The sequence below is a fragment of the Flavobacterium sp. 38-13 genome (assembly GCF_001899155.1).
GTDB lineage: Bacteria > Bacteroidota > Bacteroidia > Flavobacteriales > Flavobacteriaceae > Flavobacterium > Flavobacterium lindanitolerans.
This window is the reverse complement of the sequence record NZ_MKVG01000016.1, coordinates 44,743-60,472: the sequence shown is the minus strand read 5'-3', so window position 1 is coordinate 60,472 and position 15,730 is coordinate 44,743. Positions and strand designations below refer to the sequence as shown.

Sequence of the window (15,730 nt, the reverse complement as noted above, 5' to 3'; positions counted from 1 at the left end):
TAGCCCGAATGGAATATAATTTTCTATTTTTGGATAAGAGGTAGATTTGCTGAAAAAATCGATTAAATTTGTAAGACAAATCATTTAAAAAGCCAAAATATGAAGAATTATTCTCTGGGATTTTTACTGTTCCTTTCTGTGGTTTCTTATGCACAGAATAAAACCGAAAAGACTGTTTATGTTTCCAATTCCCTGGGTCAGGACATCAAATTGAATCTTTATGATAATAAAAAATACGAACTCGTAGTATTTTATGGAGATTATGAAGTAAGGAATGACACATTGTTTTTCAATAACAATTATTCCACAGAGTCTGATTTTACGGTTGCTTTTTCTCCGGATGCCAATCCTGCAATGGGGAAAATCAAGGTAACTCTAAAAGGCGTTTCAGGTTATTATTCAGGAATATATATAGGAACGCAATCCGGTAAATCTGAACCAGATTATAAATCAGTATATGATTTGGCAGGCGAACTGAATTATGACGACACCGAGGTTAATTTTGAAATCAATAAAGCAGAATATATTTATCTGGCAAAGGAAGATTACAGTGGAGAAACATCTTTATACAAATATGCTTTACCGAGAAATGCCAACGAAATTCAAATCGAATATACTCCTAATTATTTAGGAAAAGTAAATCTTCAGGGCTATTACAATGAAAAGAACGAATTGGTAATTTCTGAAAATAAAAAAAATCCTCTGACTTTCATAAAAGAAAATGAAAAACCAAAAGTGGTTGAAATCAGGGAAAAGCCAATAGAAATAATAAAGAAAAAAGACTGGACCTTTCCTGGAAAAACGGATATGTACGGTTATGGTGTTGTAGATAGCGCAGCAGTTGCTCCTATGTCAAACTTTAAACTGGTGGTGCAGGACAATTTGCAGAAAGCCATTGAAGCAACCAAAAAAACGCCACAGAAATTTTTGGTAGTTTCTTATGACCCGGACAATAAAAATGCAAAAACTGCCTTTGATGAATTTGTCCAAAGCCAGCAATACACTATAGGAAATTATAGTTCTTATGGGTCAGATACAGATTATGACAAGTATAATTATTATTTAGCAACGGCAAAAGACAAGTCTTGGGCGACTAAGAATGTAATGTTTAAATCTGCAACCATAGTCATGGATGCGGATGGAAATATCTTGAGCCAGACTGAAAAGAATTTACCGGAAAATGCCAGCTTGTTTGATGTTTATTATAGTTCAATAGGGGAAAAGCTGAAGTATGTAAAAGCAACGGTAGATTTGAACAAGGTTTTGAATTCCAAAAAAGCGAAAGATTCTGAAATTGTAAAGAAACTGTTGCCGCTTTCAGATGAGAATCTATATAGCTGGTCTATTGAGCCGCCAATAAAAGTAGCTGTTGGTGTTGCAGACCCGTCTGATGTCGGGTCGGATACAATACAGGAATACCCGAATTATGAAAATCAGACAGCCTATACGAAAGTAAATTTTGATAAAAAGAAGCTGCTTTCTGCCTGGGACAGGATTGTCAATGGCCATGCAAAAGACAAAACACCAGATATGGATTTTGTAAAAATTGCATTAGCCGAAGTGCAAAACAGAGGGTTTTATTATAAAATTTTTAATGAAGAAAGACCATTAGATGAAACTAACTTTAAAGCTGTTGACTATTTGCTGAAGCATTATGATGCAATTCTCGAAGAGCAGAAAAAAACATCCGGACAGGGAGATACAATAGATTATTATGGTGATTATACCCCGACTATAGAAAGCCAATTACCATTGGCCATTTCCAGTGGCATTTCTCAAATTAGAGAAAATACCGATGAGAAATACAGAAACAGGATAATGGATGTTTATAAAAAAGTAATCGCAAAAAAACCTCAGGATTATACTACAAACATCGAATACTTAAGAATTTTACATGGTATTGCAGAAGCCCAGAATAAAGAAAATCCGTTTGTAGCAGAATATGAAGCATTCTTTAAGGAAGTTTTTAGAGGCAAAAATGAAATAGAGATTTTAGACGATTTATATACCTTGCAGAATAAAATTGATTATTCTTATAATGATTGGGCGTCTTTTAAAAATTCTTTTTCTAACCTGTCTAACGATGCAGCGTGGTTTGTGGTTCAAAAAAGCAAGGATTCGGAATCAATTAAAAAAGCAATCCAATGGTCGGAATCCAGCTTAAGAATAGAAAAAAACAATCCGTATTATTTAGATACTCTGGCGCAGCTTTATTACAAAAATGGCGAAAAGCAGAAAGCAATAGCCACACAGGAACAGGCGCTGAAATTTTCAGATATAATGGAAGAGGAAAGCAAAGCTGATTTGGAAGTTGTTCTTGAAAAAATGAAAAACGGAACCTATTAAAAACAAAAACCATCCTTTTTAGGATGGTTTTTTTATTGTCTGAATAAATTATTATAATCCAAAAGCCGCTTTTACTTTATCAACAAAGTCAAGCTTTTCCCAGGTGAATAACTCTACTGTAACTGTTTTCTCTTCACCGTTTGGAGTTTTGAACGTTTTGGTTACGGTTTCCGGTTTTCTTCCCATATGTCCGTAGGCGGCAGTTTCGCTATAAATTGGGTTTCTCAACTTCAACCTTTGCTCAATGAAATAAGGTCTCATATCGAATAGTTCTTCTACTTTTTTAGCAATTTCACCATCAGTAAGATTTACTTTTGAAGTGCCGTAAGTATTGATATAAATACCCATTGGCTTGGCTACACCAATAGCATAAGAAACCTGAACTAAGATTTCTTCTGCTACTCCTGCTGCTACCAGGTTTTTTGCAATGTGGCGTGTGGCGTAAGCTGCACTTCGGTCAACCTTACTCGGATCTTTTCCTGAAAAAGCCCCGCCACCGTGAGCACCTTTTCCACCATAGGTGTCAACAATAATTTTTCTTCCTGTTAATCCCGTATCGCCGTGTGGACCACCAATCACAAACTTTCCTGTAGGATTAATGTGGTATTGGATTTTATCGTTGAACAGGTGTGCATATTGCGGATTATTTTTGATGATTCTTGGAATCAGGATTTCAATCAGGTCTTTTTTGATTTTAGCAAGCATGTTTGCCTCATTGTCAAAATCATCATGCTGTGTAGAAATTACAATAGCGTCAATACGTACCGGTTTGTTGTTGTCATCATACTCAAGAGTAACTTGTGACTTGGCATCCGGACGAAGGTATTTGATTTCGTTGTTCTCACGACGTAAAACAGCTAATTCCTGTAATAGTTTATGAGATAGATTCAGTGCCAGGGGCATGAAATCTTCCGTTTCATTTGTAGCATAACCAAACATCATTCCTTGGTCACCGGCACCCTGATCTTCTTTACTAGCACGGTCAACACCTTGGTTGATGTCCTGAGATTGCTCGTGAATAGCAGATAATACACCGCAAGAATTTGCTTCAAACATATACTCGCTTTTTGTATATCCTATTTTTTTGATGACATCACGGGCAATTTGCTGTACATCCAGGTATGTTTTTGATTTAACTTCTCCCGCCAGAATAACCTGTCCAGTAGTAACCAAAGTCTCGCATGCCACTTTTGAATCGGCATCAAAAGCCAAAAAATTATCGATTAGTGCATCTGAAATTTGGTCAGCAATTTTATCCGGATGTCCCTCACTCACAGATTCTGACGTAAATAAATAAGCCATATTTTTTTATGTTTTTAGGAATCGGAAAAATTGCAGGGAAAGGCTAAAGAAGGGTTTCTGCTTTAGCATTTTTATGATGTCTGTTTTGACAGCATCAGAGGTTGCAATCAGTACAAATTTTTCCTCTTCTCGATTTTGAATGCAAAGGTATAAAAGCATATTTAATTGACAAAATAGTTCTCGAGGAAACAGGAGCGGTTTCATGTATTCTAAATCTTGTAAATAATTCTTATATTTGGTTTGTTTTTTGAAACATGTCTAACTTTTTAATTAAAAAATTATGAAAAAAACTTTACCCTTTCTTTTTTTCGTTTTGGCTTCAGGATTTGCTAATGCCCAAAATGTTTACAATTTTGGTTTTAGCGGTACAACAACAGAAATGGAGACGGCCGGTTGGGTAAGAACCAACCAAAGCTCCCCGTCAACTACTACATTATGGACGGTAGCTAGCTATACTCCTGTTACAGTAAATCTGGCTGCGACACCGGCAGTTCAGGGAAATCCTTTCAATGACAGGGAATATGCCACAGGCGAAGTCAGCCCGGTACCTAATGGGCAGGCGGGTGGTGCCAATTCCTTTGCCCTGGTTAATTTTACCAGTACTACAGGAGCAGGAAATATCAGCAACTGGTTAATCAGTCCTGTGGTTACAGTAGAAAATGGTGATGTTGTTTCTTTCTGGTCAAGAAAAGGAACTTCAGGGACAACAGATTATGCAGATCGTTTGGAACTTAGAATGAGTACGGCTACTACGCATACCAATCCAACAGGTGGCTCTACCAATGTAGGCTCGTTCACCACAGTTGGGGTTACTGTTAACCCGACATTAGCAACCGGTTTCGTATACCCTAAAGTTTGGACAAGATACAGTTTTACTGTTTCCGGACTTACCGGTCCAACAGCTGTAAAGTTTGGATTTAGATATTTTGTAACAAACGGTGGGCCTAGCGGGGCTAATTCAGACATCATCGGAATTGATACTTTTGAAGTCAGCAGGGCGTTGAGCAGAGATGATTTCTTCGCAAACAACTTTAGCATGTATCCTAACCCATCTACAGGAATTGTTAACTTGTCTGGTAAGAATAATGTAGCCATTAATACAATTCAGCTTACAGACCTTAATGGAAGAGTGGTAAGAAATATAAATGCAAACGGTGTTTCTGAAACGCAAATTAATATTTCTGAACTGACTTCAGGAGTTTATTTCCTGAACATACAAACTGATTCTGGCACAGGTAGTACAAAAATAGTGAAGAACTAAATGGTTATAATGAAAAATAAAAGGGTTGGTTTATAAACCAACCCTTTTTTGTTGAAAACAAACTAATTTTGTAAAATAAATATTTTTTGTTATATTTGTTAAGTATTAACTAAACTTTTATAAAGATTGCTTTTTTGCTTGCAAGAGGCTAAATGATCAAAATTATACTTTGAAAAAGCCTGCTTTTGTAGGCTTTTTTTATTTCTTAAATCTAAGTAAACTTTATTTAACTTTAAATAATACATTATGAAAAAAACATTACTTATTTCTTTTTTAGTTTCTGTGTCAGGAATTGCCAATGCACAAAATATTTACAATTTCGGTTTTAGCGGTACAACAACAGAAATGGAAACCGCAGGATGGGTAAGAACAAACCAAAGTTCTCCTTCCACCACTACATTATGGTCTGTTGCCAGTTATACTCCAGTTACTGTAAATACTACTGTTACACCACCTGTCCAGGGGAACCCTTTCAATGACAGGGAATATGCCACAGGCGAAGTCAGCCCTGTACCTAATGGGCAGGCGGGTGGTGCCAATTCCTTTGCTCTGGTTAATTTTACCAGTACTACAGGAGCAGGAAATATCAGCAACTGGTTAATCAGTCCAGTGGTTACAGTAGAAAATGGCGATGTTGTTTCTTTCTGGTCAAGAAAAGGAACTTCAGGAAATTTGGATTTTGCAGATCGTTTGGAACTTAGAATGAGTACGGCTACTGCACACACAAACCCAACAGGAGGTCCTACAGATGTGGGCTCATTCACCACTCTTGGTGTTTCTGTCAATCCAAATTTAGCCACCGGATTTGTATATCCTAAAGTCTGGACAAAGTATAGTTTTACGGTTTCTGGACTTACAGGGCCAACAGCTGTAAAATTTGCTTTTAGGTATTTTGTTACCAATGGGGGGCCTACCGGTGCCAACTCAGATATTATTGGAATAGATACTTTTGAAGTTAGCAGAACATTAAGCCGAGATGATTTCTTTACAAACAATTTTAGCATCTATCCAAATCCAACAACAGGAGTTGTTAACTTAACTGGTAAAAATAATATAGCTATTAATACGATTCAGGTTACGGATCTGAATGGTAGAGTTGTAAAAACTTTTACTACAGATAATGTTTATGAAACCCAGATTAATATTACTGACCTAACTGCAGGAATGTACTTTCTTAATGTTCAGACAGATTCTGGATCAGGATCTTTTAAGGTTGTAAAGTATTAAATATTAATGGATTATATTTGTTGAAACTCCTGTCTTTAAGGCAGGAGTTTTTTGTTTGAAAATAAAATAAATGTTAAATTTTTATTTTTTGCATTGTCAATTCAAAAATAGTTCTGAAGTTTGTACCATCAAAAAGAAATAAAAATGAGAACTATTATTTGTCATACGTACTGCAAGATGTGGAAAATTTCCGCGGGAGGTACTATTGCCAAATTTTAAGTTTTTTAAAATATATAGCAAAAAAGCCTCTGTTGAATTACAGGGGCTTTTTTTTTGAAAATAATTCTTTGAGAAAATAAAATAAATGAACACGATGACAACGATTATTTGTAAAAAACACATGTGGATGTATTGCCACCTTAAATTCCATTGCCAAAAGCGAACGACGTAATCTCTTTATATATTCAAGTGTTGAAGTCCTTTTGGTAAACCGTCCAAAAGGACTTTTTTGTTTTAAGTCTCAATTATAAATCTCAAAAAAAAATAAAAATATGAAAGCAATAAATGTATTAGGATACTCAAGAAATAATGAGCAATTCGTAGTGAAAACACAAAATTCTGATGTCAGAATAAGCAGGAATGAAAAATTTCCGGAACTGGAAGGTCCAAGCCCGTTCGAATATATCCTTGCAGGATTCGCAGGATGTGTCAATGCGGTGAGCCAGCAGGTAGCTGCAGAATTAGGCATCAACCTAAAGTCGTTACAGGTAGAAATAACCGGAGTTATAAGTCAGGAAGAAAGAGTAGGCTTCAGCAAAATCGAAATCGTGCTAAAGCCAACAACAGATACTTCGCTTCAGGTACTCCAGAAGTGGTTAAAATTAGTACAGCAAAAAAGTCCGGTTTATGACAACCTGGTCAATTCAACACCGGTCGAGCTGATTTTATACAAAGAATATAATTATGCAGCATAAGGCATAAATCGCATTTGTTTAGTTTGTTTTATTTGTTTGTTTGTTGAAAGACTGCTTTTGATTGCCAGTCAAAAGCAGTTCTTTTAATCAAAAATCTTCAGAACCATGTCAGTTAAAAAAATAAATATCATTCTCTTTGGAATAGAAGAGACAGGGAGTTCCCTCATAACTGAGGTGCTTTCCAATCAGGAATCACTTCTTGAAAATAACAATCTTGATTTGAGATTGCCCGTAATAACCAATTCCACCGTAGCCTTCTTTGAAAAACCAACAGTAAGAAATTCCTGGGAAGCCAATTTTATCCAATTTGCAGTTCCTTTCAAAATAGCAGATATAATTAATTTCGTTCAGGAAAACGAACTCGAAAATCTTATTGCTGTCGATACCTCAAATACAGAAGACATCCTTCCTGATTATTTCGACCTGCTCCAGAATGATTTTGATATCATTAGTGCTAATCCATTGGTGCAGGCATTTTCGGCAGATTTCAAAATGGCATTAAACAATAGTATTAAAAAAACGGAAAAAGATTTTGTCTTCGTAAACCCAAATGAGAAGCATCTTTCCCCAAAACTGCTTGAACAAATCCTAAAGATGGCGGCCAAACAAAATTTTAGGATAGCGGTATAATTTCTGCAAACTATTGCAAAAACCAAACATATTGCATTACTTTGCAGTGTTCTTAAAAATATTGATTGTTATCACGAAAGGCGGAGGGATTAGACCCGATGAAGCCTTAGCAACCCTTTAAGCTTTAAAGAAGGTGCTACATTCTACCATATTATTGGATAGATAACACACGAAAAATCTACTTTTTTTCTCCCTTTTCCTGACAACATATCGATACTTTTTTTCAACCATTCATGGCCTGGGATTGTTTTTTCTATGCCATCGATTTTTGAAAAATACATTAGGACTTTTAGATTCATCAGAATCTTGAATAATTTAATAATAGTAAAAAATGTCAGGCATACAAAAAGCTATCAAAGAAAGAATTCTCATCCTTGACGGAGCAATGGGAACCATGCTCCAGCGGTATAATTTTTCGGAAGAAGATTTCCGTGGTGAAAGATTCAAAGAATTTCCATATCCGCTGAAAGGGAATAACGACCTCCTTTCATTAACCCAGCCAAAAGCAATACAGGAAGTCCACCGTCAATATTTTGAAGCCGGAGCAGATATTGTAGAAACCAATACTTTTTCGGGAACGACTATAGGTATGGCTGACTATCATCTCGAAGAACTGGTTTATGAGCTAAACTTTGAATCGGCGAGACTGGCCAGAGAAATAGCAGATGAGTTTACGGCAAAAAATCTGGATAAACCACGTTTCGTGGCGGGTTCTATAGGACCCACTAACAGAACGGCAAGCATGTCTCCGGATGTAAATGACCCTGGTTTTCGTGCCGTGACCTTTGATGAATTGCGCATTGCCTATAAACAGCAGGTCGAAGCCCTGATTGATGGAGGTTCCGATATTCTGCTAGTAGAAACCATATTTGATACCCTGAATGCAAAAGCAGCGCTGTTTGCCATCGAAGAAGTCAAAGAAGAAAGAAATATAGATATTCCGGTCATGGTTTCCGGCACGATAACAGATGCTTCAGGAAGAACACTCTCCGGTCAGACTGTAGAAGCATTCCTGATTTCCATTTCTCACATTCCGCTATTGAGCGTAGGATTTAATTGTGCTTTAGGAGCAGACCAGTTAAAACCTTATTTACAACGACTTTCGCACAATACCACATTCAATGTTTCGGCACATCCCAATGCAGGTTTGCCCAATGCTTTTGGGCAATATGACCAGACACCGGAAGATATGCAGGTTTTGATCCGGGAATATCTCGAAGATAATCTCATTAACATAATTGGAGGATGTTGCGGAACAACCCCGGAACATATCCGCCTGATTGCAGAAGTAGCAAAAGAATATTCACCCAGAATTGTAGAACCGGTTTAGACTGTAGAAAAGAATAAGAAAATGGCAGATGTCGATTGTAAAAAATACTTAAGATTATCAGGTCTTGAACCTTTAATCATAACACCCGAAAGCATTTTTGTAAACGTAGGAGAACGTACGAATGTTACCGGTTCCCGAAAATTTTTACGCCTGATAAAAGAAGAAAAATACGAAGAAGCACTGGATATTGCCAGGGCTCAGGTAGAAGGAGGCGCGCAGATTATTGACATTAATATGGATGAGGGAATGCTTGACGGTGTTCGCGCCATGACAATTTTCCTGAATCTGATCGCTTCTGAACCAGATATTTCCCGCGTTCCGGTAATGATTGACAGTTCAAAATGGGAAATTATCGAAGCAGGACTAAAAGTAGCCCAGGGGAAAAGTGTTGTCAACTCTATCAGTCTAAAAGAAGGAGAAGAGAATTTTATCCGCCAGGCAAAACTGATAAAAAAATATGGTGCAGCAGTCATTGTTATGGCTTTTGACGAGATAGGACAGGCAGATACCTATGAAAGAAGGATAGAAATCTGTAAGCGTTCGTATGATGTTTTGGTAAACAAGGTAGATTTTCCGGCAGAAGACATCATTTTTGACCCGAATATTTTTCCCGTTGCAACCGGAATGGAAGAACACCGCCGGAATGCAGTAGATTTCTTCAGGGCTACCAAATGGATTAAGGAAAATCTTCCCTATGCAAGTGTCAGCGGTGGTGTGAGCAATGTTTCATTCTCATTCCGCGGTAACGACAGGGTACGTGAAGCAATGCATTCGGCGTTTTTGTACCATGCTGTCAATCACGGTATGACTATGGGAATCGTAAATCCGGAAATGTTGGAAATCTATGATCAGATTCCCAAAGATTTGCTGGAATATGTTGAAGATGTCTTGCTTGACAGGAGAGATGATGCCACAGAAAGACTTTTGGCATTTGCAGAAAATATAAAAGGAGATACAAAAGAAGTTTCAGAAAAGCAGTCACAGGAATGGCGTTCGCTTCCACTTCAGGAAAGATTGACACACGCTTTGGTGAGAGGAGTTGATGAATTTATTGATGCTGATATTGAAGAAGCCAGACAATTGGCTACAAAGCCTATTGAAGTCATAGAAATCAATTTAATGACAGGAATGAATGTAGTAGGAGATTTATTCGGAAGCGGGAAAATGTTTTTGCCGCAAGTAGTAAAATCAGCACGTGTCATGAAAAAGGCGGTTGCTTATCTGTTGCCGTATATTGAAGCAGAAAAAGACGGAAGTTCCAGTTCAGCCGGAAAGGTTTTGATGGCAACCGTAAAAGGTGATGTTCATGACATAGGGAAAAACATAGTGGCGGTGGTTTTGGCTTGTAATAACTATGAAATCATTGACCTTGGTGTCATGGTACCGCCCGAGAAAATTATTCAGACAGCCATTGAGGAAAAAGTCGATATAATAGGACTAAGCGGATTAATCACACCTTCTCTGGATGAAATGGTTTATCTGGCAAAACAGATGGACAGGCAGAATGTCAAAATTCCTATAATGATTGGTGGAGCAACCACTTCAAGAGCCCATACAGCCGTAAAGATTGCTCCGGAATATAGGGAAACAGTCGTTCATGTCAACGATGCTTCGCGAGCTGTTACTGTAGCCGGAAATCTCATAAATAAGAACACCAATCAGGAATATTTCAAGAGCCTGCGTATGGAATATGATGAGCTTCGCGAAGGTTACCTAAGTCGAAGCCGTGATAAAAACTTCTTAAGCATAGACGAAGCCAGAAAAAATAAGCTGCAATTGGACTGGACTAATTTCACTCCGGTAAAACCAAACACAATAGGAACAAAAGTCATCGATGTAAAATTAGGAGAATTGGTCGATTATATCGATTGGACACCTTTTTTCAGAACATGGGACCTGCATGGAAAATTTCCGGAAATACTAAAAGATGAGATTGTTGGCGAACAAGCCAAAGTGTTGTTTGCGGATGCTCAGGAAATGTTGCGCCAGATTATACAGGAAAACTGGTTAGAATCAAAAGGTGTGTATGGAATATTTCCTGCCAACCAAATCAATGATGATGATATTGAATTACGGGATGAAAATGGAAAACTTCTGCAAACTTTCCTGACTTTAAGACAGCAGTCTGCAAAAACAAAAGGAGCACCCAATATTGCCCTGTCTGATTTTATAGCGCCAAAAGATTCCGGAATTACAGATTATATGGGAGCATTTTGTGTAACGACAGGTTTTGGAGTAGATGAAAAAGCAGCGGAATTCGAAAAAAATCTGGATGATTATAATTCCATTATGGTCAAAGCATTAGGTGACCGATTTGCAGAAGCCTTTGCCGAATACTTACATGAAAAAATAAGGAAAGAAATCTGGGGATATGCATCAGACGAAACATTGAGCAACGAAGCCCTGATTAAGGAAGAATATAAAGGAATACGTCCGGCACCAGGATATCCGGCTTGTCCGGACCATTTGGAAAAACCCACTATTTGGAAACTGTTAAATGTAGAGCAAAATATAGGAGTGACCTTAACAGAAAGTATGGCTATGTGGCCCGCTTCTTCGGTTTCAGGTTATTATTTCGGACATCCGGAAAGCAAGTATTTCGGACTCGGAAAAATTAAAAAAGACCAGGTCGAAGACTACGCAAAACGCAGAAATGTTTCCTATGAATATGCTGAAAAATGGCTAAACCCGAACATTGCGGATTAAATTAGTCGTCAAGTCATCAAGTTGTCAAGTCATCAAGTCGTCAAGTCAAAAATCTGAAATCAAAAATCAAAAAACGAAGATCAGAAATCTAAAATCTGAAATCAAAAACAAATGAAAGTAACAGAACATATAGAAAAAGCCAATGGCAAATCGCTTTTTTCTTTCGAAATACTACCACCATTAAAAGGACAAAACATCCAGTCAATTTTTGATAGCATTGACCCTTTAATGGAATTCAACCCGCCTTTTATTGATGTGACTTACCATCGTGAAGAATATGAATACAAGGAATTGCCAAGCGGACTGTTGGAAAAAAAGATTGTAAAAAAACGTCCCGGAACAGTAGGTATCTGTTCGGCCATACAAAACAAATACCAGGTAGATGCGATTCCTCATATCCTTTGTGGCGGATTTACGAAAGAAGACACGGAAAACTTCTTAATTGATTTGGATTTTCTCGGAATCCAAAATGTAGTTGCCTTGCGTGGCGATGCCGTGAAAAATGAAACCTATTTTAAGCCGGAAAAAGAAGGAAACCACTATGCTTCGGAGCTGGTAACACAAATTGCCAATCTGAATAACGGTATCTATCTGGATGACGAATTGCAAAATTCTTCAGCCACAAATTTTTGTATTGGCGTGGCGGGTTATCCTGAAAAACATATGGAGGCACCAAGTCTGGATAGCGATATTTATTTCCTAAAGCAGAAAATAAAAAACGGAGCTTCTTATATCATTACTCAGATGTTTTTTGATAACAAAAAATTCTTCGATTTTGTAGCCAAATGCAGAAAAGAGGGAATCACGGTTCCGATTATTCCGGGATTAAAGCCCATTTCAACCAAAAAACAATTGAATCTGGTGCCGCATCGGTTTAAGGTCGATATTCCTGACGAGCTTATTATGTCAATCGTTCGGGCTAAAGATGCAGATGCCGTGAAGCAAATAGGTATAGAATGGTGCATTAGCCAAAGTAAGGAGTTAATTAAAGAGGGAATACCCGTTTTGCATTATTATTCGATGGGGAAGTCGGAAAATATTAAGGCAATAGCCAGAGAGGTATTCTAAATTAGGTCTTGCAAGATTGTTTTAATTGGTTATTTTTGAGTCTTATAAAAAGTTTTGTATGCTGCAAAAATACCTGTCTCAAGAAAAAATCGCCTGGTTTTCTATTGTAATTGCCATTCTGGGAATTTTTATTCCCATGCTTACAATTGACTACAATACCGCTTCAAAAGAAATGGTATATACAATTGGCTTCATAAAATACATTTTCCAGTCAATTCATCTTACCATTTTTAATCTGGAAGATTTTTATACGTTCAAGTTAGGAACAGGTGACGGCATGTATATGCATTACAATCTGTTAAATGCATTTTTTTATGTTTTGCTGATTTTAGGGGCGGTGTTCTATTTGCGAAGTAAAGCCAAAGAAACAAGATTGCTACGCTTTGTTTATTCTGTAATATTCATAACAAAAGTTTCTTCTTTTATTTTGGGTCTTTTTTCCATTGTTTTAATGGAAAATACAACGAATTCTTTGGGCGTTTTCCTATATGTATTATGGTTCATGGACTACGTTGTTATGGCTTTCTATGCTTACCTCGCTTTTTCAATACTCAAGTACATTGAAATGGGAAAAACATTCGAAACCATTGAAAGAACCTATGAAACGCACACCAGTGTTACTCTGGTTGAGGCCGGACGTTGGAGAAGATTTTTCCATCTGATTATAGATGACTTCATAATGATTCTTGTATTTTCTGCCTCATTCGAATTCTTCATCAGAACAGAGAAGTTACAGACTTTTGTATCTGCTTTACAAAATGGATTAGGTGATAGAGTAGCTTTTATTATAATTTTTGCCTTTTTCAGAGTGTTCTATTATGCCATTTTTGAATCCGTTTTAGGAGTAACCGCCGCAAAAATGCTTACGGAAACCCGAGTTACAGATGAGGAAGGAAATAAACCACCTGTAAGTTCTATACTAAAAAGAACATTTTTAAGATTGGTCCCATTTGAAGCACTTACCTTTTTTACACCTTCCGGACTTCATGACAAATGGTCGGAAACCTATGTAATTAAAGAACAAAGAGCAGGAGTTAGCGGAGCATGGTATCTTTTAATTGTTCCGGTTACAATTGTGGTGGGATTACTCATCGTTTTTGGAATTTATAAATATGAATCCCTGCAGGCCGAAAAGAAAGAACAGGCTATTATTCAGCAGAATAAAGAAGTTTTTGCCCACAAACTAAAGAATCTGTCTACAAACGATTTTATAAAACTGGAATCACTGGACTATGCCAATTCCGATATCTATTTAAAAACAGAAGAAATAAAACCGGACGGAATAGTGTTCTCGATTCTTGATGCTCAAAAAGATTATTCAGAGGCAAAAGGGCCAAATTTTAACGAATACTCTGTGCCTGATTTTTTGGAAAAGATTTATGTTATTGAAAAAGAAGGTGCCAAAAAAGTGACCATTTCCAAAGGTCAGCTCGAAAAGGCAATCGAATTAAATGCAGGATACAGTTACTCAAATCAGGATACGGAAAATGCCTTAAATATTGGCGATGGTAAAAAATATTCGATAAAAAGTATTGAAACCTATTTTATGCCCCGTCTAACGCTCATTGATAATTATTCAAACGATAAAATAAAAAATGTCATAGTGACAAATGAAGGCTGGAAGGCAGAACTGATAAAAATTTCCAATGCGCAATTGTATTCCGGACAACCACCAATACTTTTATATAAACAGTCCCAGGCTGTAATTACGATTCCACAGGCTGAAAATTATAAATTTCAGATTACGATAAAAGATACCTTAGGAAGAATATTTTCCTATGAAATATCAAAAGAAAAAGAATTGGAAGCCGTAATTAAAAGGACAAAATAAGTGCTTAAGAAATTATATTTTTTTATTTTTTTGATTCCATTAGCTGCTTTTTCCCAGGAAATAAATGGGAAATATACAGTTGATGTCAATTATTTTTATGGAAACATTTTACCGCACAATAGTACTATTAAGCACCTTATTACGGAGCATCCGGAAGGTGTCCTGATAAGTTTTAACAGAAAAACATTTGGCCATAAAGAATGGGAATCTGAATATAATTTCCCGGATTATGGTGCGTCTTTTCATTATGAAAATACCAAAAATCCCGTTTTAGGTGATTTGTACGGGCTTTATGCACACTACAATTTTTATTTTTTAAACAGGAGCCTGATGTTTCGTGTTGGGGAAGGAATTTCGTATAATACTAATCCCTACGATAAAGATACCAATTTCAGGAATATGGCTTATGGAACACGGTGGATGACATCAACTTATATGATGCTGAATTACCACAAAGAGAATCTTTATAAAAATATAGGCCTGCAGGCGGGAATTAGTTTTTTTCACCATTCTAATTCGAATATGGCCTCGCCTAATACAAGTACCAACACATTGGCTGTAAATCTTGGGGTTAATTATTCTTTTGAAAAAAGTGAGAATCTGAAACGGACGACTATAATGTATGATACAATACAAAATTTTAAAGAACCGGTTCGATTCAATATTTCATTCCGTTCCGGAAGGAATGAAAGCGATATTATTGGGAGTGGAAAATTTCCATTTTACGTATTGTCTGCCTATGCAGACAAACGTCTTTCCAGAAAAAGCGCTATCCAGTTTGGAACTGATTTTTTTATGATGAAATATCTGGAAGAATACATCAGATATAAATCTGCGGCCTATCCTGATTACCATCTTGACCCGGATACGGATTATCGTAGGATAGGAGTTTTTGTAGGGCATGAGCTTTTTATCAATAGACTCTCAATTGAAGCACAGGCAGGATATTATGTATATGCTCCATTTGGTTATTTAGGGCCATTTTATCAAAGAATAGGTTTGAAATATTATTTTAGTGATACTATTTTTGCAGCACTAACGCTGAAAACGCATGCTGCAAAAGCAGAAGCCATGGAAATAGGAGTTGGGATAAGGCTATGATACATTTTTACAAA

At 36.8% G+C, this 15,730-nt stretch carries 11 protein-coding genes and 1 riboswitch; of the genes, 10 read left to right on the top strand and 1 reads right to left on the bottom strand.

Features of this window, described 5'->3' with window-relative positions; all coding sequences use genetic code 11:
- Nucleotides 1-99 precede the first annotated feature (99 nt).
- The gene (locus tag BGO88_RS10820) at nucleotides 100-2,346 is read left to right on the top strand and encodes a hypothetical protein (RefSeq protein WP_286706889.1); all 2,247 of its coding nucleotides are present in this window, start codon (nucleotides 100-102) and stop codon (nucleotides 2,344-2,346) included.
- A gap of 51 nt (nucleotides 2,347-2,397) precedes the next feature.
- Here BGO88_RS10820 and metK read toward each other — a convergent pair whose 3' ends face one another.
- The gene (gene metK, locus BGO88_RS10815) at nucleotides 2,398-3,648 is read right to left on the bottom strand and encodes a methionine adenosyltransferase (protein ID WP_056072329.1); all 1,251 of its coding nucleotides are present in this window, start codon (nucleotides 3,646-3,648) and stop codon (nucleotides 2,398-2,400) included.
- 280 nt (nucleotides 3,649-3,928) lie between these two features.
- On the opposite strand from metK, the gene BGO88_RS10810 reads away from it, so the two are divergent.
- From BGO88_RS10810 to BGO88_RS10770, 9 genes are all read left to right on the top strand, one after another.
- Nucleotides 3,929-4,909, top strand: a complete 981-nt coding sequence (locus BGO88_RS10810) for a T9SS-dependent choice-of-anchor J family protein (protein WP_286706888.1) — start codon at nucleotides 3,929-3,931, stop codon at nucleotides 4,907-4,909.
- Between the two features lie 246 nt (nucleotides 4,910-5,155).
- The gene (locus BGO88_RS10805; RefSeq protein ID WP_286706887.1) at nucleotides 5,156-6,136 is read left to right on the top strand and encodes a T9SS-dependent choice-of-anchor J family protein; all 981 of its coding nucleotides are present in this window, start codon (nucleotides 5,156-5,158) and stop codon (nucleotides 6,134-6,136) included.
- Between the two features lie 491 nt (nucleotides 6,137-6,627).
- Nucleotides 6,628-7,050, top strand: coding sequence for an OsmC family protein (locus tag BGO88_RS10800; RefSeq protein WP_286706886.1), 423 nt, complete (start codon nucleotides 6,628-6,630; stop codon nucleotides 7,048-7,050).
- Nucleotides 7,051-7,155: 105 nt separating this feature from the next.
- Nucleotides 7,156-7,680 carry a hypothetical protein gene (locus tag BGO88_RS10795; RefSeq protein ID WP_101470686.1) on the top strand — a complete coding sequence of 175 codons (525 nt, stop codon included), beginning with the start codon at nucleotides 7,156-7,158 and terminating at the stop codon, nucleotides 7,678-7,680.
- A gap of 65 nt (nucleotides 7,681-7,745) precedes the next feature.
- A riboswitch (SAM riboswitch) is annotated at nucleotides 7,746-7,849 on the top strand.
- 162 nt (nucleotides 7,850-8,011) lie between these two features.
- Nucleotides 8,012-9,010, top strand: a complete 999-nt coding sequence (locus tag BGO88_RS10790) for a homocysteine S-methyltransferase family protein (protein ID WP_286706885.1) — start codon at nucleotides 8,012-8,014, stop codon at nucleotides 9,008-9,010.
- 21 nt (nucleotides 9,011-9,031) lie between these two features.
- The gene (gene metH, locus BGO88_RS10785) at nucleotides 9,032-11,716 is read left to right on the top strand and encodes a methionine synthase (RefSeq protein WP_502686508.1); all 2,685 of its coding nucleotides are present in this window, start codon (nucleotides 9,032-9,034) and stop codon (nucleotides 11,714-11,716) included.
- Between the two features lie 111 nt (nucleotides 11,717-11,827).
- The gene (gene metF, locus BGO88_RS10780; RefSeq protein WP_277014618.1) at nucleotides 11,828-12,784 is read left to right on the top strand and encodes a methylenetetrahydrofolate reductase [NAD(P)H]; all 957 of its coding nucleotides are present in this window, start codon (nucleotides 11,828-11,830) and stop codon (nucleotides 12,782-12,784) included.
- A 58-nt stretch (nucleotides 12,785-12,842) separates the two neighbouring features.
- On the top strand, nucleotides 12,843-14,615 hold the full coding sequence (locus BGO88_RS10775; RefSeq protein WP_286706884.1) for an RDD family protein: 1,773 nt from the start codon (nucleotides 12,843-12,845) through the stop codon (nucleotides 14,613-14,615).
- Between the two features lie 30 nt (nucleotides 14,616-14,645).
- The gene (locus tag BGO88_RS10770; protein WP_286706883.1) at nucleotides 14,646-15,716 is read left to right on the top strand and encodes an acyloxyacyl hydrolase; all 1,071 of its coding nucleotides are present in this window, start codon (nucleotides 14,646-14,648) and stop codon (nucleotides 15,714-15,716) included.
- Nucleotides 15,717-15,730 lie beyond the last annotated feature (14 nt).

Excerpts from the sequence above, each read along its gene's own strand:
- BGO88_RS10820 (WP_286706889.1), top strand. The coding sequence starts at position 100 with ATGAAGAATTATTCTCTGGGATTTTTACTGTTCCTTTCTGTGGTTTCT.
- metK (WP_056072329.1), bottom strand. The coding sequence starts at position 3,648 with ATGGCTTATTTATTTACGTCAGAATCTGTGAGTGAGGGACATCCGGAT.
- BGO88_RS10810 (WP_286706888.1), top strand. The coding sequence starts at position 3,929 with ATGAAAAAAACTTTACCCTTTCTTTTTTTCGTTTTGGCTTCAGGATTT.
- BGO88_RS10805 (WP_286706887.1), top strand. The coding sequence starts at position 5,156 with ATGAAAAAAACATTACTTATTTCTTTTTTAGTTTCTGTGTCAGGAATT.
- BGO88_RS10800 (WP_286706886.1), top strand. The coding sequence starts at position 6,628 with ATGAAAGCAATAAATGTATTAGGATACTCAAGAAATAATGAGCAATTC.
- BGO88_RS10795 (WP_101470686.1), top strand. The coding sequence starts at position 7,156 with ATGTCAGTTAAAAAAATAAATATCATTCTCTTTGGAATAGAAGAGACA.
- BGO88_RS10790 (WP_286706885.1), top strand. The coding sequence starts at position 8,012 with ATGTCAGGCATACAAAAAGCTATCAAAGAAAGAATTCTCATCCTTGAC.
- metH (WP_502686508.1), top strand. The coding sequence starts at position 9,032 with ATGGCAGATGTCGATTGTAAAAAATACTTAAGATTATCAGGTCTTGAA.
- metF (WP_277014618.1), top strand. The coding sequence starts at position 11,828 with ATGAAAGTAACAGAACATATAGAAAAAGCCAATGGCAAATCGCTTTTT.
- BGO88_RS10775 (WP_286706884.1), top strand. The coding sequence starts at position 12,843 with ATGCTGCAAAAATACCTGTCTCAAGAAAAAATCGCCTGGTTTTCTATT.